The following is a 25,724-nucleotide window of genomic DNA, read 5'->3' as shown; positions in this document are numbered from 1 at the left end:
GATCGAGAACCGGAACAAAGGCAGACCTGTGCGGCCTTTGCACTGCTCGCGTCTGACGAAATCGACGAATGCCCCCCGAGCGGCGGCCAGCTCAAAAGGGGCTGTTTCAGATCGGCCCTGAGAACGTATCGCACGCGGACAACTGCCCGCTGTCGAAGCCGCGCTTGAACCATCGGGCCCGCTGCTCCGAGGTGCCGTGGTTGAAGCTTTCCGGCACCACATAGCCCTGGCTGCGCTTCTGTAACGTGTCGTCGCCGATCTGCTGGGCTGCGTTCAACGCCTCCTCCAGATCGCCGGCCTCGAGAATACCCTTCTGCTCGGTGAATTTGCCCCAGATGCCGGCAAAGCAGTCGGCTTGCAGTTCGACGCGAACCGACATCTTGTTGGCGTCCGCCTCACTCATGCGCTGGCGCGCTTGATTGAATTTCGGCAGGATGCCCAGCAAATTCTGAACATGATGGCCGACCTCGTGGGCCACCACATAGGCTTCGGCAAAATCGCCGGAGGCACCGAACTGGCGGCTTAGCTGGTTGAAGAAGGCCGTGTCGAGGTAGACCTTGTGGTCGCTCGGGCAGTAGAAAGGCCCGGTCGCCGCCGAGGCAAAACCGCATTTAGACTGCGTCTGTCCGGAGAAGAGAACGAGGCGAGGCTCCTCATACTGACGCCCCTGAGACTGGAAGATCCCATTCCAGGTGTCTTCAGTCTCGGCAAGCACTGTACGAACGAATGCCGTCATTTCATCATTGGCGGGCGTCTGGCTTCCCGATTCGCTCTGCTCGTAGCCCGGTCCGCCTGTTGTCATGCCGCCATCCATGATCTGCAGCAGGTCGATGCCCATGGCCTTGAGGACAAGATAGATGACGACGAGGAAGATGATGGTGCCGATGCTCAGCCCGCCGCCACGCCGACCCATGCCGCCGCCGGATGGAAAACTGAAGCCTCCTCCTCTGCCCAATCCGCCCATGGAAGGATCGCCACGACGATCCTCGATGTTGTCGGACTGACGCCGGCCTTTCCATTCCATGACGGTTCCCCCGGGCTAAACCTTCGGTCGCTATGTATATATCTCGGCGGTTGGGAAATTCCAGCTACCCGGGAGAGCGCCTTGGCCGCCGACGACAGTGGAACGGCCTTCGATATTCAAACAATCAAGCGGTTGCGACCGCACCGTGAAGCGCGGTTGCGACCAATCCTGGCTTGCGATCAAGCAGACTTCTAAGAGCAAAATGGCCGACCCCAACGACAAGCAACGAAGCATAGCCGTCGACTGCGTAGTGCCAGCCGAGATAGACGGAGCTCGCCATTACGAATGCGGTGTAACAAAAGGCGATGATACCCAGCTTGCGTGAGACCTCCGCCGCGAAGAATGCGTTCAAGGCAATCAGCCCCACATGTACGCTGGGAAAGGCCGAAATGCCCGAGCCGAACCCGGACGTGCTGTGCGCGTGAAGCGACCAAAGATAGCTTTGAAACAGATTGGCGGCTGTAGGACCATCGGGCAAGGCCAGAAAAGTGGCCAGCTCCGCAAAGCGCCGCTCATCACCGGTCACCGCGCCATAAAAGACAGGCCCGGCCGATATGAAGATGCCGGCAAGAATATTTCCGCAGACCACCCAGACGAGCATGAACATGCTGATATAGCGGACACGCATCGACGCCGCTCGCGGCGAGGTTGCCACGTAAAAGAGCGTTCCGAAGCAGACCACGAACCACAATACGCTGTAATTCCAATCCACGATCTTGATGATGGCGTCGTGGCCAGCGATCGAGAGCAGGACCTTCCAGGGATCGCGGCCGAACGACAGCAGGGCATCGAGATTCGCGAGCCATTGATCGTAGAGAAAGCCGCCCCGAATGATCGGCAATAGATTCTTGATCGATGTGAACGTGCCTTGAAAAATCATCAGCGCCATCAGCAACGCCATGCCCGAGAAGAGATGGGCCAAACGCTGAGGCGAAAATGCTCTTCGCACAGCCAGCGATCGCCTATCGTCGAAGCGAAAGAAAATCCATGCATAGTCGAAGACGATCGCCATCAAAGGCATCAAGAACAGGAACAGATAGGTCCATTGGTCGAAATACAGCCCGAAAGACATCATCTCGGCGTGGCCGTCGGCGATCAGCAACACGACACCAATCACGAAATAGACTGCTACGGCGAGATAAAGCCAAAGGTCCGCCGTCATCCGGACCTTAAGGTGCGATAGCACCTCCAAAGTCCACGTTCTCTGGCTCGCAGGCCTTTTATCACGCTGAGACATTGTCAATTCAAGACGCCCCTGCAAGCAAACCGCCCTCCTGGTTTGCAACGATAAATAGAAAGCACGCTCTTTATTAATTTTCACGAACCGGCACCGCTAAAAAGGTCGGCCCGACGATATTTTCGCAAATGCAGGGCAAATAAATGCTTACCAAGCGCGACACGCGGCACCCGCTTGACGAGACCTCTCCATTCAGGCCTCCTTGCACGAAGAAGTCTGAGGAGGAGAGACGAACGATGAAGGCGGTACGGCTCGAAGCGACGGGAAAGCTGGCCCTGCGCGAGGTAGAGCGTCCCGAACCGGGTGTTGGCGAATTGCTTGTTCGCACGGAGGCCTGCGGCATTTGCGGCACCGACCGCCACCTGTTCCTTGGAGAGTTTCCTTCCAAGCCACCCGTTACGCTCGGCCACGAGTTTGCTGGCATCATCGAAAAGGTGGGCGACGGTGTGAGCGGCTTTCGTGCAGGCATGCGCGTGACCGGTGATCCGAACATTGCCTGCGGCCGCTGCCCCGAATGTCGGCGCGGTCGCGTCAATCTGTGCCATAACCTGCAGGCGATCGGCATCCATCGCGACGGCGGTTTTGCCGAATATGTCTGCATTCCGCAGCAGCAGGCCTTCGAACTGCCCTCGGCACTGGATCCCCTCCACGGCGCCTTCTGCGAACCCCTTTCCTGCTGCATCCACGGCGTAGACCTTGCCGAAATCCGAACAGGCGCCTCGGTCGTCGTCCTCGGCGGCGGTGTGATCGGCTTGCTCATCGTGCAGTTGGCCCGACTGGCAGGAGCGACCAAGGTTGTGCTTGTTACCCGCACCGAGGAGAAGCGGACGCTTGCCGAAAAGCTCGGAGCGACCGCGAGTGCGGATCCCTTAAGCGGCGATATCGTGGCACGCTTGATCGCGGCAGACGGTTTGTTGCCGGGCGGCGCCGACGTCGTCATCGAATGCGCGGGCGTTGCCGAAACGATCGAGCAGGCGCCCCGCCTTGCGCGGCGCGGCGGCACCGTCGTCATCCTCGGCGTCATGCCCCGGGGCATGAAGATTGAGGTCGAGCCCTTCGACCTCCTCTTCCGCGAGATCAAGCTGGTGAACTCCTTCCTCAACCCGTTCACTCACCAGCGCGCGGCCGAGTTCATCGCATCGGGGACCATCAAGGTCGAGCCGCTGATCTCCCGCCGGATCGGCTTCAATGACGCCGTAGAAGCAATCTCCAGTCCCGCCCGCCTGGGCGAGATCAGGACGCTTGTCGTACCGGACATTGACTAGACCTTCACAAGCTCCGCCAATTCCTGTCGATTCCGCAATTTATGGGGTTCCGTTTGCAAATACATTTGCCTATAAGCCGCTTCTAGCCTGAAAAGACCATCACATGCGCGACCCGGCCGGTGCCTCCCACCCTGGCCGGCTTTCTGCGCAGCTAGGAAACGGAAAAAGACGATGCCCAAGCGCCAAGATATCAAATCGATCCTCATCATCGGCGCGGGACCGATCGTCATTGGCCAGGCTTGCGAATTCGACTACTCCGGCACCCAGGCCTGCAAGGCGCTGAAGGAGGAAGGCTACCGCGTCATCCTCGTCAACTCCAATCCGGCAACGATCATGACCGACCCGGGCCTCGCCGATGCCACCTACGTCGAGCCGATCACTCCTGAAGTTGTCGCCAAGATCATCGCCAAGGAGCGCCCGGACGCGCTGCTGCCGACCATGGGCGGCCAAACGGCACTCAACACAGCGCTGTCGCTGAAGCGCATGGGCGTCCTTGACCGCTACAATGTCGAGATGATCGGCGCGAAGCCCGCTGCAATCGATATGGCCGAAGACCGCGCGCTCTTCCGCGAGGCCATGGCCCGCATCGACCTGGAAACGCCGCGCTCGATGCTGGCGAACGCCACCGATATCAAGGATACCGATCGCAAGACGCATGAGGCCGAGCGTAACAAGCTGAAGGCAAGCCTCTCCGGCACTGACCTCGACAAGGCACTGGACGAACTGGAGAACCACTGGAACCTCGGCGAAAGTGACCGTAAGCAGCGCTACATGAGTCACGCAATGGCGATCGCCGCCCAGGCGCTCGATCACGTCGGCCTGCCAGCCATCATCCGCCCCTCCTTTACGCTTGGCGGAACCGGCGGTGGCATTGCCTACAACCGCTCGGAATTCTTCGAGATCGTCTCTGGCGGCCTCGATGCTTCGCCGACCACTGAAGTGCTGATCGAAGAATCCGTGCTCGGCTGGAAAGAGTATGAAATGGAGGTCGTCCGCGACAAGGCGGACAACTGCATCATCATCTGCTCGATCGAGAACATCGATCCGATGGGCGTTCACACCGGCGACTCCATCACTGTCGCGCCCGCACTGACGCTGACGGACAAGGAATACCAGATCATGCGCAACGCCTCGATCGCGGTGCTGCGCGAGATCGGCGTCGAGACCGGCGGTTCGAACGTGCAGTTCGCCGTCAACCCGAAGGACGGCCGCCTCGTCGTCATCGAAATGAACCCGCGCGTCTCGCGCTCGTCGGCGCTGGCCTCCAAGGCGACCGGCTTCCCGATCGCCAAGGTCGCCGCCAAGCTCGCGATCGGCTACACGCTGGACGAACTGGAAAACGACATCACAGGGGGCGCGACGCCGGCCTCGTTCGAGCCGTCGATCGACTACGTCGTTACCAAGATCCCACGCTTTGCTTTCGAGAAATTCCCGGGCGCCTCGCCTGTGCTCACGACAGCGATGAAGTCCGTCGGCGAAGTCATGGCGATCGGCCGCACCTTCGCCGAATCGCTGCAGAAGGCGCTCCGCGGTCTCGAAACCGGCCTGACCGGCCTCGACGAGATCGAAATTCCGGATGTCGAGGAAGGTGAATCCAGCCAGAACGCCATTCGCGCCGCCATCGGTACGCCAACGCCGGATCGCCTGCGCATGGTTGCCCAGGCGCTGCGCACGGGCATGAGCCCGCAAGAAGTGCACGAAGGCTCGAAGATCGACCCCTGGTTCATCGCCCAGTTCAAGGCGATCGTCGACATGGAAGCGCGTATCCGCGAGCATGGCCTGCCGACCGACGCTGCTAACCTGCGCACCCTGAAGGCGATGGGCTTCTCCGACGCCCGCCTCGCAACGCTGACCGGCAAGCGCCCGAAGGAAGTCGCCGAGCTGCGCAACCGCCTGAACGTCCGTCCGGTCTTCAAGCGCATCGACACCTGCGCTGCCGAGTTCGCTTCGCCGACCGCGTACATGTACTCGACTTACGAGACCCCCTTCGTCGGCGCAGCGCGCTCCGAAGCCCAGGTTTCCGACCGCAAGAAGGTCGTCATCCTCGGCGGCGGTCCGAACCGCATCGGCCAGGGCATCGAATTCGACTATTGCTGCTGCCATGCCGCCTTCGCGCTGAAGGATGCCGGCTACGAAGCGATCATGATCAACTGCAACCCGGAAACGGTCTCGACCGACTACGACACCTCCGATCGCCTCTATTTCGAGCCGCTGACGGCCGAAGACGTCATCGAAATCCTGCGCGCGGAGCAGGAAAAGGGCGAAGTCGTCGGCGTCATCGTTCAGTTCGGCGGCCAGACACCGTTGAAGCTTGCCGAAGCACTCGAGAAGAACGGCATCCCGATCCTCGGCACCGCGCCTGATATGATCGACCTTGCCGAAGACCGCGACCGCTTCCAGAAACTCCTGATGAAGCTCGACCTCAACCAGCCGAACAACGGCATTGCCTATTCGGTCGAGCAGGCCCGCCTCGTCGCCGCCGAGATCGGCTTCCCGCTGGTCGTGCGTCCATCCTATGTTCTCGGCGGCCGCGCCATGCAGATCATCCACGCCGAGAGCCAGCTGCAGAGCTACCTACTCGACACCGTTCCGGAGCTGGTGCCTGAGGATATCAAGCAGCGCTACCCGAACGACAAGACCGGCCAGATCAACACGCTGCTTGGCAAGAACCCACTGCTCTTTGACAGCTACCTAACCAACGCCATCGAAGTCGACGTAGACTGCCTCTGCGATGGCGACGACGTCTACGTCGCCGGCATCATGGAGCATATCGAGGAGGCCGGCATTCACTCCGGCGATAGCGCCTGCTCGCTGCCGCCGCGTTCTCTCTCGAAGGAACTGATCGACGAGCTGGAGCGCCAGGCCAAGGCGATGGCAAAGGCTCTGAACGTCGGTGGCCTGATGAACGTGCAGTTCGCCATCAAGGACGGCACCGTCTACGTGCTTGAAGTGAACCCGCGCGCCTCGCGCACCGTGCCCTTCGTCGCCAAGACCATCGGCGCGCCGATCGCCAAGATCGCCGCCCGTGTCATGGCTGGCGAGAAGCTCGACGCGACCTTTGCCGCTTACGGCGAAAAGCCGGATCCACGCACGCTGAAGCACATCGCCGTCAAGGAAGCCGTCTTCCCGTTCGCCCGCTTCCCGGGTGTCGACACCCTGCTCGGCCCGGAAATGCGCTCGACCGGCGAAGTCATCGGTCTCGACACCGATTTCGCACTGGCCTTCGCCAAGTCGCAGCTCGGTGCCGGTGTCGAACTGCCACGTGAAGGCACTGTCTTCGTTTCCGTCCGCGACGAGGACAAGCCGCGCGTCCTGCCGGCCATCCGCGTTCTCGTCGGCGAAGGCTTCAAGGTTCTCGCAACCGGCGGCACGCAGCGGTTTCTGGCTGAAAACGGCATCGACTCGACGAAAATCAACAAGGTCCTGGAAGGGCGCCCACACATCGAAGACGCAATCCGCAACCGCCAGGTCCAGCTCGTGATCAACACGACCGACGGCAACAAGGCAATCTCCGACTCGAAGTCGCTGCGCCGAGCAACCCTCATGCAGAAGGTGCCCTACTACACGACGATGGCCGGAGCCGAGGCCGCCGCGCAGGCGATCAAGGCACTGCGGGCCGGCAACCTGGAAGTTCGTCCGCTGCAGAGCTACTTTTAAGCTAAAACGACCGAAAGTTGCGGTAAAACCGCCCGGATGCTACCTTTGCGGCGGCGCATCCGGAGCGGTTCATGGCAAAGAACGTTGTCATTCTGTTTGACGGCACGTCGAACGAGATTTCGGCCGACCGGACCAACGTCCTCAGACTATTTGGCACCTTGAAACGCTCGGACGAGCAGATCGTCTACTACGATCCGGGCATCGGCACGTTCGGCGCGACCAATGCCTGGTCGAGACTGCTTCGCAAATCCTACGAGATTTTCGGGCTCGCGACCGGTTGGGGTCTCGATCAGAACGTCAAGGAAGCCTACCGCTTCCTGGTGGAGAACTACGATCGCGGCCCGCCTGACGCCGATGGGCGACATCCGGATCGCGACCGCATCTACATCTTCGGCTTCAGCCGCGGTGCCTATTCGGCGCGCGTCCTGGCGGGCTTCATCCATGCCTTCGGCCTGACGAGCCGGTATCATCTCAATTTGCTCGACTATGCCTACAGGACTTATAAAGGGATTCCCGCGCAGGAGGAGCAGCTTGGCGGCGCGGCAGAAGATGGCGGCGAGGATGCCCCGTCGGCCTTCGCTGCCATGCGTCTCTATGAGCGCACCCTCAGAAACGACCGCCCGCCGATCAAGCTGCTGGGCCTTTTCGACACAGTCGCGTCGGTGATCGAGGCCGGCAAATGGCATCCGCAATTCAAGACCCACCCTTTCACCCGCAAAAATCCGAGCGTCGAGTGGGTGCGCCACGCCGTCGCGATCGATGAACGGCGAACGATGTTCCAGCCGGATCTCTGGATGCCGGATCAAGAATATTGGGGGCGCCCATCCGCCCAAAGGTGTCGGCAAAGCAGAACTTCGAGGAAGTGTGGTTTGCCGGCGTGCATGGCGATATCGGCGGCGGCTATCCGGAAGCACAGAGCGGAGCGGTCAAAATACCCCTCGCCTGGATGATCAAGGAAACGAAGCCCGCCGGGCTCCTCTATCGCAGCCGCACCGTCAACGACATCGTGCTTGGAAAAAGCGGGAAGAAATATGTGCCGCTGGACGCCACCGTTCCCCTCCATGATTCCATGAGCGTCGGGTGGAAAATCCTTGAGTATATCCCGCGGCGCGTACCGGAAAACTCCTGGCGCAAACACGGCAGCCGGAGTGCGATCTATTTCCCTTTGAGCGACCGGCGTTTCATTCCGGACGATGCGCTGATCCATATCTCGGTCAAAGAGCGGAAGGATGCAAGCTCCTACGATCCACCGAACCTGCCCGCGAACCCTCATTTCGTTCCCTAGCGGCTAGAATCCCCGTCTGCGATCCGCCATGCTTGATCCGCCTCTTGCCTCCTTATCAGGATGTGCGGGCGGACCGGCTGCTGCCAGTGAATACGAATTTTATGGAAATCGCCGGTAGCGATCTGCTATAAGCCGAGTAACTAGGATTGTTGCACGGTTCCGAAGTTCCCCTTCGGGACCTGTTTTCTTTTGTGTCTGCAGCTAAGTAGACGCAGGGAGTGAAGGACAGAAAAATGGTTGATAAGGTACCGATGACACAGGGTGGTTTCGTCAAGCTGCAGGAAGAGCTGCGCTGGCGTCAGCAGGAAGAGCGCCCGCGAATCATCGAAGCGATCGCAGAGGCGCGCGCCCACGGCGACCTTTCCGAGAACGCTGAATACCATGCAGCAAAGGAAGCGCAGAGCCACAACGAAGGCCGCATCAGCGAGCTTGAAGACCTGACCGCACGTGCCGAAGTCATCGATCTGTCCAAGATGTCTGGCGACAAGATTAAGTTTGGCGCCAAGGTGAAGCTCGTCGACGAGGACACGGAAGAAGAAAAGACTTACCAGATCGTCGGCGACCAGGAAGCCGATGTTAAGGCCGGCCGCATTTCGATTTCCTCTCCGATCGCGCGTGCGCTGATCGGCAAGGAAGTCGGCGACTCTATCGAGGTCAATGCACCCGGCGGCTCCAAGGCTTACGAAGTTCTTTCCATTTCTTGGGGCTGATTAACCCGTGGAAGGTCGCGGCCAACCGGCTATCGTCAATGTCAGTGACGTCGAGATTATTGCGCCGAACTTCAAGAAACGGCTCTCCGGCGTCACCTCGACCATCATTCAGTTGATCCCGGTCCAGCGTGCACTCGGCGAGAAGATTGCGGCTCTCGGACCGGGTCTTCCGGCATCTTTGCCGCACATTCGCTTTCGTGATCTGCCGAAGCTTTGGCGTACGCCCCGCGGCCTGCCTTTCCGCATATGGCACGCTCGCCGCAACATCGAGATGTTTCCGGCTATTTTGATGCGCGATGTCTTGCGCATGCCGTTGAAGATCGTCTTCACCTCGGCTTCTCAGCGCCGCCACTCGGGCTGGACGAAATGGCTGATTTCGAAAATGGACGCCGTGATCGCAACAAGCGGCAAAACGGCCGACTATCTCGAAGTGCCGAACACCGTTGTTCTGCACGGAATAGACACGGCTCGCTTCTCTCCGGCAGATGACAAGGCAATAGCCAAACAGATGCTTGGTCTCAACGCGACGATGAAGATCGCCGGCTGCTTTGGCCGGGTTCGCCACCAAAAGGGCACGGACCTTTTCGTCGATGGCATGATCCGCCTGCTGCCAACTCGACCGGACTGGATCGCCATTATTGCCGGGCGCGCAACCGCCCAGCACGTCGAGTTCGAGAAGGAACTGAAGGCGCGCGTCGCTGCCGCCAGCTTGACCGATCGCATTCTCTTTGTCGGTGAGCACACCAATATCAACGACTGGTATCGTACGCTCGATCTCTTCATCGCTCCGCAGCGTTGGGAAGGTTTTGGCCTGACGCCGCTCGAAGCAATGGCAAGCGCTGTCCCCGTTGTCGCCACTGACGTCGGTGCGTTTGCGGAATTGCTAGTGACCGGCGACAAGGAAACCGGCGCCATTGTCCCGCGCGACGATCTCGATGCAATGGTTCAATCTTGCGGTCTCTTCATGGACGACGAAAGCCGCCGACAGCTCGCATCGGTTCGCGCGCGCACCCATGTGATGAATGCCTTCAGTATTGAAGGGGAAGCGCGCAAGCTCAGCGCCGTCTACCGGTCGGTGTAGGCGACAGCATCAGGTTTGCGCTTGAAGAGCTCAAGATAGGCATTGGCAACCGCGTCTTCGGAGAACTGCTTCATCAGCGTCTCGCGACCGCCCGCGGTAACCTTTTCAGCAAGGGCCGGGTCGTTGATCAGCCGCTCGATGGCTTGCGCAAAACCATCGGTATCGCCGATTTCAACCAGCAGCCCGTTGTCGCCATCCCGCATGAACCACGAGGGGCCTTCGGAGCGGCTGGAAACGACCGGCTTGCTCTGCGCCCATGCCTCCAGAATGACATTGCCAAGCGGCTCGTGGTTTGATGGCATGACAAAAATATCGGCAGCCGCTACGAAAGGCCGCGTATCCTTCTGCCAACCGAGAAACCGCACCCTGTCCGTCACACCAAGATCCGCCGCGACCTTCTTGACGTTCTCCATCTCCTCGCCTTCGCCGGCGAGCCACAAATAGACGCCGGGAATCTTCGCAACCGCCGCCGTCAGCAGCGCAAACTCCTTGCGCGGCACAAAACGGCCCATCGACATCACAACAGGCGCATCCGCTGGTGTGTTGAACGCTGCACGCTCGATCGGGGCAACCTGTCCGGTGCTCGTGAAGTTCGAGATCACCTCTACGCCCCGCGTCCAACCCAGCTCGCGCACATGTTCGGCGATGCCGGGCGTATTGCACACGAGAATGTCGGAATTTTTGAAGTACCTCAGATTGGTCGGATAGTCCCCGAGCCTGGAGATCTTGATGCATCCTTTGTAGTTGGGCATCAGCTCGCTCGCGCGAGGTGCCCAGGCCATGATCGCATCCGGTCTTGCCAACCGGGCATTGATTGCAACTCTCAGCGGCAAGAGGATTCGATCAAGGGAGAGATTGCGGAAGTTGCTTTCGGATATCCGGACCGAGGCCGGCATGTCCTTGCGCCATACCCGGTTGGGACGGATGATTGCGCTCTGCTCGACATTACGCCGGGCCAAAGCATTGACAAGATGCACGAAGAACCGCTCGGCTCCCCCATCCTTGCCAAAATGAAAATGCATCACCTTCACGGTTCGCTTTTCCCGGTTTCAAACAAGCGGATGTAGGCTTGCGTGATCGCATCCTCGGAGAACCGGTTCATGAGCGTGTCTTGGCCGCCTTCGATCAACGAGGTGCGCAAGGCCGGCTCGTCGCGAATACGCGTGATCGCACCGGCAAGCCCCTCGACGTCGCCGCAATCGACCATCAACGCATCCTTGCCATCGGTCATCACCCAGCTCGGCCCCTCGGCGCGAGAGCCGATGGTCGGTTTCCCTGCCCCCCAGCCCTCGAGGCACACATTGCCAAGCGGTTCGTGAAGCGAGGTGACCGTAAAGACATCCGCGGAGGCAAGATAGGCATAGGCGTTGGTCTGCCACCCAGCAAACCGCACGCGGTCTCGCAGGCCGAGATCGTCGGTGAGTTTTTCAAGGTTCTCCCGCTCCGGTCCGTCGCCCAACAACCACAGGAACGCGCCCTGCGTTCTTGCAATCGCCTTTATAAGAACGTCGAAGCCCTTCCGCTTTACGAAGCGCCCCATGCCGATCACAACGAAAGCGTCCGCGGGCGTCTGCAGCGCTTGCCTGGCGATCGGCTCACTGGGAGCCGAACGCGTAAAGTTGGCAATCACCTCGACGCCACGCGTCCAACCAAGTTCGCGGACTCGCCTGGCAATATCAGGCGTGATGCAGACGAGCGTTTCGGAGTTGCGATAGTAGCCGAGGTGTTCTGGATAGTCTCCAAGCCGCGAAATGCGCCGGGCGCTCTTGTAGCGCGGCATGAAGCGGCTCGCGCGCAATTGCCACGACATGATCACATCAGGCTGAAATTCATTCAGGATGGCGCGCATGCGCGCCGACAAGACAAAACGCGAGAGCGAAATGCGCCGGAATGTACCCTCGTAAACCTCGCCGCATTTTTCTATGTCCTTGCGCCAACTGCGATCGGGCCGAATGAGCGCGCGCTGCTCGATCCCGCGGTCGTGGAGCGCATTGACGAGGTTGACAAAGAAGCGCTCCGCTCCGCCCTCCTTGCCGAAATGAATATGCATCACCTTCATCGCGATTGGACCTTAATGTCTTCCTGCGTCATCAAAGCTTGGGTGCCCCTCTGCAACCTGACGTTGATACAGCTTCGCCTGGGTGAGAAAGGCGTACACAGCGCCGGTCATAGCCTCGATAAAGCCCGACGGCCCACAGCGCCATAAACCGTTGTGGAAATACAGCCGTAGGAAATAAATTGGCGGACTGAAAAGAAGCCTGACGAACGTCGTCTTCTCGCCCAGGCCGAAGTGCTGGTCAGCCTTCAGGGTCGAGTATTTGTTTTCTTTCAGGATTTGTTCATCAATGACCAGTGGCCTGTAGTGAAGGAGGCTGCCTGTCTTCGCATCCTCCACACGCCCGGTCGGCACGATACCTTCATGAACGGCTTGCGCGAGATCATAGGCACCTCTGCCCTTGCGGATGAGCCGTAGATTCTTTCTCTCGTGAACATATTCAGGCGTGTATCCGTAACCGATGAGGTAGGGACGACGCGCCACGCGCCATCCGACAATATCCTCTGAAGCGGCAATCAGCTCCGGCAGAAGCTTTCGCAGGGACGCATCGAGCCGCTCATCAGCATCGACATTCAAGCGCCATGGCTGAGTGCACCGATCGAGCGCGAATTGCTTCTGCCCGGCATAACCACGCCACTTCTCGTGAAACAGCCGGATCGGCCATCCCTTGTCGATGTAAGACTGCAACAGAGCGACCGTGCCATCCGTCGAACCGGAATCGACCACAACAATCTCCGCGCACCTATCCAGACTCTCGATGCAATTGCCGAGATACGTTTCTTCGTTCAGGCAAATGATGAACGCGGAAATGGGCAATTTGGTCATGGAATGATCTTCGTATCTTCATCCGCGACGAACGGCTAGCAAAGCGCCTTCCTTAAGGCATAAGCCGTTCCATTCATAGAGCATCGCTTGCTCGTTGGCCGCTCAGACTTCGACCAGACCCACGCGTTTGACCTGCCGGATTGTCAGCATCGTGCGCACCGTATCCACGTGCTCGTTCGCCGTCAGCACCTCGATGACGAAGTCCTGGAACCCTGTGAGGTTCTCTGCAACACAATGCAGGAGGAAGTCGCTGTCTCCGGAAACCATCCAGGCCTGACGAACCAGCGGCCACTGCGCCGTCGCGGCCGCGAACGCCTTGAGATTGGCTTCCGACTGATGCTTGAGGCCGACCATGCAGAAGGCGACAAGATCGAAGCCGAGCTTCGGGCTATTCAGCATCGCATGGTAGCCTTCGATGACGCCAGTCTCTTCGAGCTTTCGCACGCGGCGCAGGCAAGGTGGCGCCGAAATGCCGACGCGGTCGGCAAGCTCGACATTGGTCATGCGGCCGTCCGCCTGCAGCTCACGCAATATCTTTATGTCGATGGCATCGAGTTCGGCGCGAAGCACGATCCTGTCCTTCCTTTAATTCGTGGCTGCCAGCTTCTATATAAAGCGGCGCAATACGCAAGAAAGTTTCACCTAAGCGATGGATTGTTACACAGTGTGTCGACAAAGCCTTGTTGGTAACGCAAGGCTGCCCTTGAATAAAAGCACTGGACGTTCATAAATGGCGAATGGAAACGGCCCTATTCGCTTTTTAGCCGCCGCTCCCGACAGTCGAAAGGAAATGCCCATGTCCGCCCGCCATACCAAGGTGCTCATTATCGGCTCCGGCCCTGCCGGCTACACGGCTGCCGTCTATGCAGCCCGTGCAATGCTGAAGCCTGTGCTGATCGCCGGGATGGAGCAAGGCGGACAGCTGATGATCACGACTGACGTGGAGAATTATCCAGGCTTTGCCGATCCCATCCAGGGGCCATGGCTGATGGACCAGATGCTGCAGCAGGCCAAGCATGTCGGCGCAGAAATCGTCAACGACATCGTCACCGAAGTCGAAATGAACCAGCGCCCGTTCGTGGCGCGCACGGATAGCGGCCAGGTCTGGACGGCCGATACGCTGATCATCGCAACCGGCGCCAAGGCGAAGTGGCTGGGCATCGAAAGCGAGCAGCATTTCCAGGGCTTCGGCGTCTCGGCCTGTGCGACCTGCGACGGCTTCTTCTACCGAAACAAGGATGTGATCGTCGTTGGCGGTGGCAACAGCGCCGTCGAGGAGGCCCTCTATCTCTCCAACATCGCGAAGTCGGTGACGGTCGTGCATCGTCGCGACAGCTTCCGTTCGGAAAAAATCCTGCAGGAACGTCTGTTCTCGAAGGAGAATATCAAAGTGCTCTGGAACACCGAGGTTGCCGAGATCACCGGCACGCCGGCCAAGCCGCCGATGCCGCCGTCCGTTACAGGCGCCCGCCTGCGTGACACGCGCACCGGTGCGATTGCCGAGGTCGCTGTTGACGGCGTCTTTGTTGCGATCGGCCACGCGCCGGCGACCGAGCTTTTCAAGGGTAAACTGAAGCTGAAGGACAACGGCTATCTCTGGACCGCGCCGGATTCGACGGCAACCAGCCTGGAGGGGGTTTATGCCGCCGGTGACGTGACCGACGATACGTTCCGCCAGGCGATTACCGCCGCCGGTCTGGGATGCATGGCAGCTCTCGAAGCCGAACGATATCTGACGGGCCATATGCCCGTCGCCGTTGCCGCGGAGTAGGATCGGCTATGAGGGGTGGGGGAATGCCATTGGATTGGGACAAGCTGCGTATCTTTCACGCAGCTGCCGAAGCGGGTTCATTCACGCATGCGGCGGATAAACTGCACCTGTCCCAGTCCGCGATCAGCCGTCAGGTCAGCGCGCTCGAGCAGGATGTCGGCACCAAGCTTTTCCACCGCCATGCGCGCGGCCTGATCCTGACGGAACAGGGTGAACTGCTCTATCGGACCGCTCACGACGTGCTGCTGAAGCTGGAAACGGTGAAGATGCAGCTGACCGAAACGACGGAAACGCCGACCGGTAAACTGCGCGTCACCACCACGGTCGGTCTCGGCCAGGGGTGGCTGACGGACAAGATCCAGGAGTTCATGCAGCTCTATCCGGACGTCCAGATCCAACTGATCCTCGACAACGAGGAAGTGGACGTCAACATGCGCTACGCCGATTGCGCCATCCGCCTGCGGCAACCGGTTCAATCCGATCTGATCCAGCGCAAGCTGTTCACCGTTCACATGCACGTCTATGCGGCCCCCTCCTACATCAACCGCCATGGCGAGCCACAGACGGTCGAAGACCTCGACAACCATCGCATCATCACATTCGGCGAACCCGCACCGAGCTACCTGCTTGACGTCAACTGGCTGGAAGTCGCCGGACGCTCGTCGGACAACAAGCGCATCCCGCACCTGCAGATCAACAGCCAGACCTCGATCAAGCGCGCCTGCCTGCTCGGAATGGGCATCGCCTGCATGCCCGACTACATCGTCGGACGCGACCCTGGCCTCATCCAGCTGCCGATCAACGCAGACGTGCCGTCGTTCGACACCTACTTTTGCTATCCCGACGAGATGAAGAATGCGGCGAAGCTGAAGGCATTCCGCGACTTCATTGTCAGCAAGGCGCGCAACTGGAACTTCTAGTTGTTTGGCCCAGAAATACAAGCCGTGCAATGCATGCATGTCTGGCATGCATAAATTGGGGTTGCCGTCTGCTTATTAAAACACCATATCGCTTACAGCTGATGCACACGGTGGCTTTTCCTCCCAGTTCCACCGCATTAGCTGTTCCCCTCTGGAGGTTTTGACCTTCACACCTACAAGGGCCCCGATCTTTCGGTGGCCCTCTTTTTTTTGCCCGATTTTTTCGCACTGCAGCAGAAAATTGTGCAACGCATAGCAGGCATGCGCAAACATGCATTGAAATCTGCCTCTCAAAGCATCATATCCCACTCAGCTGATGCATTTCGTGGCTTCTCTCCCAGTGCCACCGCGTTAGCTGTTCCCCTCTGGAGGTTTATTGACCTTCACACCTTTAAAGGGCCCCGATCTTTCGGTGGCCCTCTTTTTTTGCCCAAAATTTAGCCAGGCCGGGACATGCAACAATTCACGCCGTCGTGACTTGCATATCGAGAATGACAATCCATATATCGCCTAAGGACGATTTATAATTCGATGAGCGGCGATGGAAAAAGACGAAATCCTGAAGGCGATAGCCCACCCGACACGGATGGAGATCCTGAGCTGGTTGAAGAACCCCGAGGAGCATTTTTCCTCGCAGGAACACCCGCTTGAGATGGGCATATGCGCAAGCCAGTTCGAGCGCTGCGGCCTTTCGCAGTCGACCGTCTCGGCACATCTAGGGACCTTGAGCCGCGCCGGCCTCGTGACGACAAGACGCATCGGCCAGTGGATCTTCTACAAACGCAACGAGGAGACCATCGCGGCTTTCTTGAAGCAACTCTCGAAGGATCTGTAGGTGCCCGCTCGCCTTTGCGATGCACTGCCTGAGCGCGCTCATGCTTGGTACGTTGAACGCAGAACGACCGGACCGCTTTCCAACACGGGCTCTAGCGCAACTCGCACCGCTCGCGCGCCCCCGTTGATCGGGCGCGTTACAACCACCCTCCCCTATCCCTCCGTCGAACGGTAGGCGCGTCCGCCACGGCCGAGTGATTTTCCAGCACCTAAGAAAGGACTCCCATGAGCAAGCTTTTCGAACCGACAACGGTTGGCGATATTGCCATCAAGAACCATATCGTGATGGCGCCGCTTACGCGTAACCGCTCGCCGGGCGCCGTTCCGAACGACCTCAACGTCGAATACTACCGCCAGCGGTCAGGGGCTGGGCTGATCGTCACTGAGGCAACGGCCATTACGCATCAGGGCCAGGGTTACGCAGATGTTCCCGGCCTCTATTCCAAGGAAGCGATCGAGGGCTGGAAGCGTGTGACCGATGCCGTGCATGCGGCGGGCAGCAGGATTGTCGTTCAGATGTGGCATGTCGGCCGTATCTCGCACACGACGCTGCAGCCGGACGGCGGCAAGCCAGTCTCCTCGACGAATACGGCCGCAAAATCCAAGACCTATCTCGTCAACCCGGACGGCACAGGAAGCTTCGTGCCGACGTCCGAACCGCGCGCCCTCGAAACTTCGGAAATCCCAGGCATCGTTGAAGACTATCGGAAGGCCGCGCGCGCGGCGATTGAAGCCGGCTTCGACGGCGTCGAGATCCACGCTGCAAATGGTTATCTGATTGACCAGTTCCTGCGCTCCGGTATCAACGACCGGACGGATCAGTACGGTGGCTCGGTCGAGAACCGCGCACGCTTCCTCTTTGAAGTCGTTGATGCGATCACGGCCGAGATCGGCGCCCGGCGCACCGGCATCCGCATTTCACCCGTGACGCCGGCAAACGATTCCTCCGACCCGGATGCACAATCGATCTTCACGTATGTGGTCAAAGGTCTGGCAAAGTATGACCTCACCTACATCCACGTCGTCGAGGGTGCGACCGGCGGTGATCGCAACTATCAGCAAGGCGACAAGCCCTTCGACTACAAGGCGCTCCGCAACGCTTACGAGAAGGCTGGCGGCATGGCGAACTGGATGGTCAATAACGGCTATGACCGCGACATGGCGATCGACGCCGTGGAAAGCGGCCGCGCCGACCTCGTTGCGTTCGGCAAACCGTTCATCTCCAATCCGGACCTCGTTCAGCGCCTCAAGGACAACACGCCGCTTGCCGGCCTTGACCAGGCAACGCTTTATGGTGGCGGTGCTACCGGATACGTAGACTATCCAACGCAAGAAAAAGCCGCCTGAGCCTACACTTACCAACGGAGATCCCGCCATCTGGCGGGATTTTCTTTTTTCAGCGCCTGGCTAGCATGTCACCATGTTCGAATCGCACATCAAGCGCTGGCGACTGACTATCGACGGCGAACCGATCATCACCCATTCCAGCCATCTCCTGCCCGTTCTGTCGGACGGCAGACCTGCGATGCTGAAAATATCAAAGGACGAGGTTGAGCGGACCGGTGGCGCCCTGATGCAATGGTGGGGCGGCATCGGCGCGGCAAGGGTCTACGCGCACGACAGCGAGGCCGTTCTGCTCGAGCGCGCGATGGGCCATCGCTCGCTTCTGGCAATGGCGATAGACGGCGCGGACGATGCGGCAACCCGCATTATTTGTAGCACAGTCGCAAAGCTTCACACCCCACGCGAAAAGCCACGGCCGGAGCTCATTCCGCTTACCCGCTGGTTTCGCGACCTTGCCTCGGCGGCAGAAGTTCATGGCGACATACTGGGTCAGTGCAACCTGATTGCCAGAACACTGCTTTCCGATCCGCGCGATCCCGTCGTCCTGCACGGCGACATTCACCACAGCAACATCCTCGATTTCGAACAGTACGGCTGGTTGGCGATTGATCCAAAAGGCTTGATCGGCGAACGCGGCTTTGATTACGCCAATATCTTCGCCAACGAGGACCTTCAGACCATAAGCACCCCCGCTCGTCTGCAGAGGCAGCTTCGACTTGTCGCCTCCGAGGCTGGTCTTGAGCCGAAACGACTGCTCCAATGGATTGCAGCCTATTCGGGCCTGTCAGCCGCCTGGTTTCTCAGCGATGGATCGACGGCACTGGCCGAAAGTCCACTCGCTGTGGCGCGCATCGCGCTAGCTGAATTACAGCGGGACTAGGCGCGCCGTTCGCCCAGTGCGCCGCTGCTCGGATCTTGGTGTCGCACGCCAGAGATCGATCAGAAGAGACATGGGCGCTACGCCTCCTTGGCCTTACGCACCTTCGCAGGTGCGTTCTTCTCATTGATGAGCCGAACACAGATGCAGACGCAACCTTAAACAGGTGCTAATGAACGGCCTGTACCGAAACGCGTGCCTCGCCCTCCTGCCCAGCGCTCCGCAGACAGCCGAGCGAGACCAACGACGCGCGAACAGCTTCGTCGATCGGCGTATGGGGCTCGCTGCCGAGCTCGGTGATCAATCGTTCATTCGACATCCGCAGCGGCTCCCGCCAGAGGTAGCGCATCTCCTTCAGCTCACGCATGAACGTGACGAACGGAGCGGCCAGCGGCACGATCCACCAGGGAAAGGCCTGCGTCTTTATGGTGGCGCCGGCCACCCGTTTGATAGCAGCCACCATCTGACAACCATCGGCATCCCAAAAGCCGTCCATGTGATAGACGGCAAAGGATGGCAGGCGGTCACCACATTCGATGAGACGCACCATCGTTTCTGCAACATCAGGCAGATAGGCCCATTGGTGCCCGACGCCGCAGCGCGCCGGATTCTTGACGGTGGTCAGCAGCTTTCCCGGCGTGACCATGCCTTGTGAGAACCAGCTACTGGCAGCCCCCGGTCCGAAAAAATCGCCAGCACGGACAATGATGACCCGCACGCCGGTTCGCGAGGCAACCTCCAGTCGCCTTTCCATTTCGACGCGGATCGCTCCCTTCTTCGTCACGGGATGTTGCGGGCTGTTTTCCCGAAGGACCGGAAATGAATCCGGTCCGAAATTATAGACGGTGCCCGGCAGAAGGATGCGCGCACCGACCGAACGTGCGGCTGCAATGGTGTTGTCGAGCATCGGGAGAACGAGCTTTTCCCAGTCGCGGTAGCCCGGCGGATTGACGGCGTGGATGATAAGGCTGGCACCTTGGGCCGCCGTCATCAGATCGATGGCGTTCATCGCATCGCCTTGGATCCACTCGAAATTCGACGCTCTCGCGCGCGCCTTTGCGGCATCCCGATTGAGCGCCCTCACCTGCCAGCCGCGTGCGGCGAGCTTCCGTGCGACCTCGCCTCCGATCCCGCCTGTTGCACCAAGCACCAGAGCAACCCGTCCGTTTTGTCCCGTCATGATGGTCTCCGTCAATTTCGACTGAAGCCGATCATGCCTATGTGCCAACACAAACAAAATTGACGAAATTCGTTGCGCAGATATACATAAATGCATGAACAGAGAACCGGACTGGCATTTCTACCGAACGCTGTTGGCCGTCCTGGAGCAAGGATCGCTTTCGGCGGCGGCCCGTGAACTGGGCCTGACGCAGCCGACGGTCGGGCGGCACATCGACGCGCTGGAGGACGCAATCGGCTCGCAGCTCTTCGTCCGCTCACCGAACGGTCTATTGCCGACCGATGCGGCCCTGGAATTGAAGCCCTACGCGGAAACGCTCGCGGCGACATCCGCCGCCCTGCTGCGAACGGCATCGGGACATCGAGAGCGGGTCGCTGGCACTGTCCGGATAAGCGCCAGCGAGGTCATCGGCGTCGAGGTCTTGCCGCCTATCCTCGCACCACTGGTGGCGGCCCATCCTGAACTCAGCATCGAGCTCTCGGCGTCTGACGCCATCGAGGATCTTCTCAACCGGGAGGCGGATATCGCCGTGCGGATGGCCGAGCCGGCCCAGGATCAGCTCATCGTCCGCCGCATCGGAGAAATACCGCTCGGCTTTCACGCCCATCGTCGCTATATCGAGCAACATGGCATGCCGGAGGAGATCGCTGACCTCGCAGGACACCGCCTTGTCGGCTTCGACCGGCAAACGGCCTATATCCGGACCATGATGGCGCGCTTTCCATTGCCGGACGGGCTCGCCTTCGCTTTTAAAAGTGATAACCCGCTTTCGCAGATCTCGGCAATTCGCGCCGGCCTGGGGATTGGGATCTGCCAGACGGGCCTTGCAGCACGAGATCCGGATCTGTTGCCGGTCCTGTCGGAGCTTTTCCGGATACCTCTCGACACCTGGGTCGTCATGCATGAGGGGATCAAAACGGCGCGCCGCTACCGCGTCACATTCGACGCGCTGGTAGACGGCCTGATGAATTACGTGAGCGGAACGGCGCGCAAACGCCCGGGCTGATCATCGCATGAATGATGAACCGTGCGCTCATGCGCGGGGCGAGGCTTCGCTGGAATGGCTTTTCCAGGTGCCGTCGACAACCTCGGTCTCCGGCCGGTCCCCGCCTTCGGCATACTCCTCATGCCATTTGCCCTTATCATCCTGCCAGCTGATCTCCGCGGAATCACCGCCAACCTGCTGTTCGGCCGCAACGATGCGGGCTGCTTCGAGCGCTTCGGAGTGTGTGGGAAATGCTTCGGAATAGACATTGCCCAACCGGTAGGCCCAGCCCCCGTCGTGAGGAACGACCTCGTAGACCACCTTGACCATGCATTTCACTCCTCTTCTTGTTCGCGCCCGAACACTGACCGGATTGCATCCAGTTCTGCGCGGGCCGCATTGCAAGAGACGAGTGGGCGCCGCGATATGCTTCCGGCTGACCGATGCGTTAGTATTCCATTAAATTCTCAAGACTGCAAACGCACCTCTGCGCGTGCTTGCTTGTCATGCAAAATCATCGCTTTAGACTTTCCGGATGAATCAAGATCGGAGCTTTCCGTGAAAACTGTGCCGCGACTGAAAGACGAAATGTTCTTGGTACTGGCGATGGTCGTCGCCGCTTTCGCGTACATGTCAGAGCATGCGGTTCTTGAGATGGGCCGCGGCATATCGCTCATCGCGGCCGCAGCGCTTGTCGCCACCATCGTCGTTGCCTCGGTTCGCGTCGCCCATCATGCGGAGATCCTGGCAATCAAGGTTGGCGATCCCTATGGCACGATGATCCTGACGCTGTCGGCCGTTGCCGTGGAAGTGATCATCCTCGCGATCATGATGAATGGCGAAAGCTCCCCCACGCTCGTTCGCGACACGATCTATGCAGCCCTGATGCTCGACATCAACGGCATCCTTGGCCTCGCCGCCCTGCTCGGTGGCTTGAAACACGGAGAGCAGCCATACAATGACAACTCGGGAAAGACCTATGGCGTTATGATCCTCACTGCCATGGGCATCTCGATGATCGTTCCAGAATTCGTGCCGGCGGATAAGTGGCACTACTACTCCGCCTTCACCATCCTGGCTATGGTCGCCCTCTACGGCCTCTTCCTGCGTATGCAGGTCGGTCAGCATAGCTACTTCTTCAGCTATGCCTATCCTCGCAGCGATCGGAAGAAGACCGATCCGCAAGAGCACTCGACCGAGGATTCCGCGGCCGCCTCGATTGTCACGATCTTGATCGGCGTTGTCGTCATCGGCCTGCTTGCGGAGTTCATGGCCACCTTCATGACGCAGGGCCTGCGGGACACCGGCGCTCCCGTTGCCCTGACCGCCATCGTCGTCGCAGCGATTTCCGCGGCGCCCGAAATCCTGACGGCGCTGCGTGCAGCGCTGCGCAACCGCATGCAGGCGACCGTCAATATCGCCATGGGTGCTTCACTATCGACTGTCATCCTCACGGTTCCGGTGATGGAGGCGATCGCGCTTTATACCGGTCAACCCTTCATCATGGCCATGACACCGGTCCAGACTGTCATGGTGGCGATCACCCTGATCGCGGCAGCCATCAACCTCAACGACGGTGAAACCAATGCCATCGAAGGCATGACGCATTTCATCCTCTTCGCGACGTTCCTGATGCTGTCGGCATTGGGACTTTGATTTTGTGGAACCTGTCCGATCGTTGCGTCGCTGCGGCTAGGAGATCGCACCTTGCAATTCGTATACGTGCACACCATGTCTAAGGCATCGGCAGCATCTGAAACGGGCGCTGCCGGGTGCGGACGATCAGAAGCGTTCCAGCCCCAACAAAGGAGGACCGCATGTCTTCCGCCTCCAGCATACAGTTCATGGAAAATGTGATGCGGGAAGCTCTGCGCTTCCGCTATGTCGATTTTCTTATCAAGTCGACGCCGGCAATCAGTCTGGCATTCATCGCCTACGTCACGTTCCGGGGTATCCTTTGGTAGGAGCAGCCGTTCTGAACCCACAATTCATTACCGAGGGCCCTTTCATTCGAGGTCACCATGGCAGAGCGCACCAGAGAAACGGAAATAACGTTTGCTCACCCCTTCGTTCTGAGCTCACTGGTAGTCCCGTTGGAAGCGGGGACCTATCGGCTGATTGTCGACGAAGAAGAGATCGAAGGCCTATCATTCTCCGCCTTCAGGAGAACCGATACCCATCTCGAAATACCGGCGATTGCAACGGATAACGGCACCAGGCAGCGATTGAGTGTGTCTTCGCAGGAAATTGAAACTGCCTTGGCCAAGGATGCCAGTACAACCGAGCGATGCGGGCTTAAAGACCGAGCGGCGGCCATTCGACAACGCATTCCAGTAGAGAAACGAGAGGAGCATTATGGCAATCGCATTTCCCAACCGCGCCAGAAGCTATGACGAAACCGCCAGGCGCATCCGCTTCCTCGGCCATGATGGTATGTTCGAGATTCGTTTCTCGATGGATATTGACGTGCTGACGAAGGGACCTTGCCCGGCAGCGACATCGGAACGCGACTATCTCGCGGGATTTGACGGGCTTCGAACCCAAATTCTAGATGTCGCCAAACGCGTCTATGGCTCTAAACGAGAGAATTCGATCGTCCTGAAACTGTCGGATTTCAAGTAGCAGATCGATCGCAGTTTGCTTTTTCCTACACCAAAGCCCGTACCGAAAACCAACCCTACAACGAGGACCATCGTATGCATGAGCCATGGAGCAAAAGCCGCCAACGCGCAGAAGCTGCGTTCGGATTGACGCAGACACAGATGTTGTCGCGCACGCAGGAAGCATTGAAAATCGATGCCGTTGCTACCGCCAGAAATGAGAAGACCGCTCGACTGAGAGCGATGCGCCTTGAGCAAGAAGCGCACGCTCGGGCCGGGCAATCTTCCCATGCAACGCCGATCAAGGAATGACCAGGGGACACTTGTCGCACATTTGAAGCGATCCCAGCGGACCCGCCCTTGCCTTGCGGTACTGGGTAGGAACATGGCACTTCTCGCCGGGAATTCGGTAGACTTTTCATCTCAGCCGGTTGGCAACGTCCGGCCAACAAAAAACCCGCCGTTTCCGGCGGGATTTCGCATTCGTTCCTGAATTGCTTACTTGCAGGCGCCGCAGAAGCGCTGGATGCGCTTGCAGGCTTCCTCAAGCAGCGCTTCCGAGGTCGCATAGGAGATGCGGAAGTTCGGGCCAAGGCCGAAAGCCGAGCCGTGAACGACGGCTACACCTTCGCTTTCAAGCAACTCGGACACGAAGTCCTCGTCCGTCTCGATAACCTTGCCAGAGGGTGCGGTCTTGCCGATGAGGCCGGCGCAGGACGGATAGACGTAGAACGCGCCTTCCGGCGACGGGCACGTGATGCCCTTGGCCTGGTTCAGCATCGACACGACGAGGTCGCGGCGGCCTTCGAAGACCTTCTTGTTCTGAGGGATGAAATCCTGCGTGCCGTTCAGCGCTTCGACGGCAGCCCACTGCGCGATCGACGTCGCACCCGAGGTCTGCTGCCCCTGGATCATGTCCATCGCCTTGATGAGCTGGATCGGACCTGCCGCATAGCCGATACGCCAGCCGGTCATCGCGTAGGCCTTGGAGACGCCGTTCATCGTCAGCGTGCGATCGTAGAGCTTCGGCTCGACTTCGACAGGCGTGACGAACTTGAAGTCGCCATAGGTCAGATGCTCGTACATGTCGTCGGTCAGCACCCAGACATGCGGATGCTTCAGCAGCACGTCCGTCAGTGCCTTGAGTTCGGCATGCGTGTAGGCAGCACCCGACGGGTTGGACGGTGAGTTGAAGACGAACCACTTCGTCTTCGGCGTGATCGCCTTGTCGAGATCGCCCGCCTGCAGCTTGAAGTTGTTTTCCTGCGTCGCCGAAACGATGACAGGGGTGCCGCCGCACAGCGACACCATTTCCGGGTAGGACACCCAGTACGGCGCCGGGATGACGACTTCATCGCCCGGGTTCAGCGTCGCCATGAAGGCATTGAAGAGGATCTGCTTGCCGCCGGTGCCGACGATCGTCTGCTCCCAGGAGTATTCCAGGCCGTTCTCGCGCTTGAACTTCGCGGCAATCGCCTTGCGCAGTTCAGGGATACCGGAAACCGGAGTGTACTTTGTCTCGCCGCGGTTGATCGCGTCGATGGCCGCCTTCTTGATATTATCTGGCGTATCGAAATCCGGCTCGCCGGCGCCGAGGCCAATCACATCGCGTCCTTTCGCTTTCAGCTCGCGCGCTTTCTGGGAAACGGCGATGGTGGCTGAAGGCTTCACACGGGAAAGAGCATCGGCAAGAAAGGCCATGATATCGGTCCTATACGGTTGATTTGGGCAGAAAGCCGGGACCGGAATTCTGCGCTAAGCTCTATGTCCAATGTGAGCAGGCATTTCAAGCGCAAAGGCGTGATGGTGCCAATGATTCTTCGTGATCAGTTGGCTCATACGATTGTCAATTCGCGACATCACCCACTCGGCCCGATGAACAATTTTGCGAAGCACTTGAATCGATTTCTGAAGAGGGTCCGATTTACGCCCTGAAATCAAAAACTTCGCCTTTTTCAGGCTTTGCCACGAATTGGCCGCAACAAATGCCGCGGCATGCCGCAATTCGGTCGCGAGCGCGCCGAGATCGAAGCCGCATCTTGGTGCATCCGACATTGGTTATTGAGGGCATAC

25 protein-coding genes and 1 pseudogene are annotated in these 25,724 nt (G+C 59.3%); 16 read left to right on the top strand and 10 right to left on the bottom strand.

The genetic code is table 11. The features are described from left to right. Positions 1 to 106 precede the first annotated feature (106 nt). Complete coding sequence (locus FHT71_RS06520; protein WP_007790077.1) at positions 107 to 1,024, bottom strand: neutral zinc metallopeptidase; 918 nt, start codon at positions 1,022 to 1,024, stop codon at positions 107 to 109. Positions 1,025 to 1,148: 124 nt separating this feature from the next. Then, complete coding sequence (locus FHT71_RS06515) at positions 1,149 to 2,186, bottom strand: phosphatase PAP2 family protein (protein ID WP_246717964.1); 1,038 nt, start codon at positions 2,184 to 2,186, stop codon at positions 1,149 to 1,151. A 311-nt stretch (positions 2,187 to 2,497) separates the two neighbouring features. Here FHT71_RS06515 and FHT71_RS06510 point away from each other — a divergent pair, with 311 nt between their 5' ends. The 6 genes from FHT71_RS06510 to FHT71_RS06490 all read left to right on the top strand — a co-directional run bounded on the left by FHT71_RS06510 (position 2,498) and on the right by FHT71_RS06490 (position 10,259). Continuing rightward, a complete protein-coding gene (locus tag FHT71_RS06510; protein ID WP_183719304.1) occupies positions 2,498 to 3,526 on the top strand; it encodes a zinc-dependent alcohol dehydrogenase family protein in 1,029 nt (342 codons plus the stop codon). Between the two features lie 171 nt (positions 3,527 to 3,697). Beyond that, positions 3,698 to 7,183 carry a carbamoyl-phosphate synthase large subunit gene (gene carB, locus FHT71_RS06505; protein WP_183719302.1) on the top strand — a complete coding sequence of 1,162 codons (3,486 nt, stop codon included), beginning with the start codon at positions 3,698 to 3,700 and terminating at the stop codon, positions 7,181 to 7,183. A gap of 71 nt (positions 7,184 to 7,254) precedes the next feature. After that, positions 7,255 to 8,133, top strand: coding sequence for a DUF2235 domain-containing protein (locus tag FHT71_RS06500; RefSeq protein ID WP_348649291.1), 879 nt, complete (start codon positions 7,255 to 7,257; stop codon positions 8,131 to 8,133). Further along, positions 8,019 to 8,468, top strand: coding sequence for a DUF2235 domain-containing protein (locus tag FHT71_RS32275; protein ID WP_348649290.1), 450 nt, complete (start codon positions 8,019 to 8,021; stop codon positions 8,466 to 8,468). The genes FHT71_RS06500 and FHT71_RS32275 overlap by 115 nt, the downstream gene beginning before the upstream one ends. Before the next feature lie 233 nt (positions 8,469 to 8,701). Beyond that, entirely contained in the window at positions 8,702 to 9,178 is a 477-nt protein-coding gene (gene greA / locus FHT71_RS06495; protein WP_018857193.1) for a transcription elongation factor GreA, read from the top strand. Between the two features lie 31 nt (positions 9,179 to 9,209). After that, positions 9,210 to 10,259, top strand: coding sequence for a glycosyltransferase family 4 protein (locus tag FHT71_RS06490; protein ID WP_165933051.1), 1,050 nt, complete (start codon positions 9,210 to 9,212; stop codon positions 10,257 to 10,259). Here FHT71_RS06490 and FHT71_RS06485 read toward each other — a convergent pair. From FHT71_RS06485 to FHT71_RS06470, 4 genes are all read right to left on the bottom strand, one after another. Further along, on the bottom strand, positions 10,244 to 11,290 hold the full coding sequence (locus tag FHT71_RS06485) for a glycosyltransferase (protein WP_183719300.1): 1,047 nt from the start codon (positions 11,288 to 11,290) through the stop codon (positions 10,244 to 10,246). The two genes, FHT71_RS06490 and FHT71_RS06485, sit on opposite strands and share 16 nt — an antisense overlap. Continuing rightward, the gene (locus FHT71_RS06480) at positions 11,287 to 12,318 is read right to left on the bottom strand and encodes a glycosyltransferase (protein WP_183719298.1); all 1,032 of its coding nucleotides are present in this window, start codon (positions 12,316 to 12,318) and stop codon (positions 11,287 to 11,289) included. The genes FHT71_RS06485 and FHT71_RS06480 overlap by 4 nt, the downstream gene beginning before the upstream one ends. A 12-nt stretch (positions 12,319 to 12,330) precedes the next feature. Then, positions 12,331 to 13,140: a glycosyltransferase family 2 protein gene (locus FHT71_RS06475; protein ID WP_132588748.1), complete on the bottom strand. Its 810-nt coding sequence runs from the start codon at positions 13,138 to 13,140 to the stop codon at positions 12,331 to 12,333. A 102-nt stretch (positions 13,141 to 13,242) separates the two neighbouring features. Then, positions 13,243 to 13,710 carry an Lrp/AsnC family transcriptional regulator gene (locus FHT71_RS06470; protein WP_007790058.1) on the bottom strand — a complete coding sequence of 156 codons (468 nt, stop codon included), beginning with the start codon at positions 13,708 to 13,710 and terminating at the stop codon, positions 13,243 to 13,245. Positions 13,711 to 13,936: 226 nt separating this feature from the next. Here FHT71_RS06470 and trxB point away from each other — a divergent pair, with 226 nt between their 5' ends. From trxB to FHT71_RS06445, 5 genes are all read left to right on the top strand, one after another. After that, positions 13,937 to 14,911, top strand: coding sequence for a thioredoxin-disulfide reductase (gene trxB / locus FHT71_RS06465; protein ID WP_007790056.1), 975 nt, complete (start codon positions 13,937 to 13,939; stop codon positions 14,909 to 14,911). Between the two features lie 23 nt (positions 14,912 to 14,934). Then, the gene (locus tag FHT71_RS06460) at positions 14,935 to 15,831 is read left to right on the top strand and encodes a LysR family transcriptional regulator VtlR (protein ID WP_007534166.1); all 897 of its coding nucleotides are present in this window, start codon (positions 14,935 to 14,937) and stop codon (positions 15,829 to 15,831) included. Positions 15,832 to 16,372: 541 nt separating this feature from the next. After that, positions 16,373 to 16,666: a metalloregulator ArsR/SmtB family transcription factor gene (locus FHT71_RS06455; RefSeq protein ID WP_007790053.1), complete on the top strand. Its 294-nt coding sequence runs from the start codon at positions 16,373 to 16,375 to the stop codon at positions 16,664 to 16,666. Positions 16,667 to 16,890: 224 nt separating this feature from the next. Next, positions 16,891 to 18,012, top strand: a complete 1,122-nt coding sequence (locus FHT71_RS06450; RefSeq protein ID WP_007790049.1) for an alkene reductase — start codon at positions 16,891 to 16,893, stop codon at positions 18,010 to 18,012. Between the two features lie 73 nt (positions 18,013 to 18,085). Beyond that, complete coding sequence (locus tag FHT71_RS06445; RefSeq protein ID WP_183719297.1) at positions 18,086 to 18,889, top strand: aminoglycoside phosphotransferase family protein; 804 nt, start codon at positions 18,086 to 18,088, stop codon at positions 18,887 to 18,889. A 166-nt stretch (positions 18,890 to 19,055) separates the two neighbouring features. On the opposite strand, the gene FHT71_RS06440 is transcribed toward FHT71_RS06445, so the two are convergent. Continuing rightward, positions 19,056 to 20,066, bottom strand: coding sequence for an SDR family NAD(P)-dependent oxidoreductase (locus FHT71_RS06440; protein ID WP_132588751.1), 1,011 nt, complete (start codon positions 20,064 to 20,066; stop codon positions 19,056 to 19,058). 94 nt (positions 20,067 to 20,160) lie between these two features. Between FHT71_RS06440 and FHT71_RS06435 the strand changes: the two genes are divergently transcribed. After that, positions 20,161 to 21,072, top strand: coding sequence for a LysR family transcriptional regulator (locus FHT71_RS06435; RefSeq protein ID WP_132588752.1), 912 nt, complete (start codon positions 20,161 to 20,163; stop codon positions 21,070 to 21,072). A gap of 27 nt (positions 21,073 to 21,099) precedes the next feature. Here the strand turns inward: FHT71_RS06435 and FHT71_RS06430 are convergent, their stop codons facing one another. After that, a complete protein-coding gene (locus FHT71_RS06430; RefSeq protein WP_007790042.1) occupies positions 21,100 to 21,381 on the bottom strand; it encodes a DUF2188 domain-containing protein in 282 nt (93 codons plus the stop codon). Between the two features lie 258 nt (positions 21,382 to 21,639). On the opposite strand from FHT71_RS06430, the gene FHT71_RS06425 reads away from it, so the two are divergent. From FHT71_RS06425 to FHT71_RS06410, 4 genes and pseudogenes are all read left to right on the top strand, one after another. Further along, positions 21,640 to 22,707, top strand: coding sequence for a calcium:proton antiporter (locus tag FHT71_RS06425; protein WP_132588870.1), 1,068 nt, complete (start codon positions 21,640 to 21,642; stop codon positions 22,705 to 22,707). 161 nt (positions 22,708 to 22,868) lie between these two features. Continuing rightward, positions 22,869 to 23,015 (top strand): hypothetical protein, encoded by a 147-nt coding sequence (locus tag FHT71_RS06420; protein WP_007790038.1) that lies wholly within the window; start codon positions 22,869 to 22,871, stop codon positions 23,013 to 23,015. Between the two features lie 57 nt (positions 23,016 to 23,072). After that, positions 23,073 to 23,336, top strand: a pseudogene (locus FHT71_RS06415) (hypothetical protein); the annotation flags it as partial. Positions 23,337 to 23,406: 70 nt separating this feature from the next. Then, complete coding sequence (locus FHT71_RS06410) at positions 23,407 to 23,673, top strand: DUF1488 domain-containing protein (protein ID WP_007790035.1); 267 nt, start codon at positions 23,407 to 23,409, stop codon at positions 23,671 to 23,673. Positions 23,674 to 24,149: 476 nt separating this feature from the next. Here the strand turns inward: FHT71_RS06410 and FHT71_RS06405 are convergent, their stop codons facing one another. Together FHT71_RS06405 and FHT71_RS06400 are read right to left on the bottom strand one after the other, a co-directional pair. Further along, complete coding sequence (locus tag FHT71_RS06405; protein ID WP_183719295.1) at positions 24,150 to 25,352, bottom strand: pyridoxal phosphate-dependent aminotransferase; 1,203 nt, start codon at positions 25,350 to 25,352, stop codon at positions 24,150 to 24,152. A gap of 54 nt (positions 25,353 to 25,406) precedes the next feature. Beyond that, positions 25,407 to 25,706: a hypothetical protein gene (locus FHT71_RS06400; protein ID WP_132588756.1), complete on the bottom strand. Its 300-nt coding sequence runs from the start codon at positions 25,704 to 25,706 to the stop codon at positions 25,407 to 25,409. Positions 25,707 to 25,724 lie beyond the last annotated feature (18 nt).

Origin of the sequence: Rhizobium sp. BK060 (genome assembly GCF_014193145.1) — a bacterium.
Taxonomy (GTDB): domain Bacteria; phylum Pseudomonadota; class Alphaproteobacteria; order Rhizobiales; family Rhizobiaceae; genus Rhizobium.
Note: the sequence above shows the minus strand (reverse complement) of the source record. Positions and strands in the feature narration are given on the sequence as shown.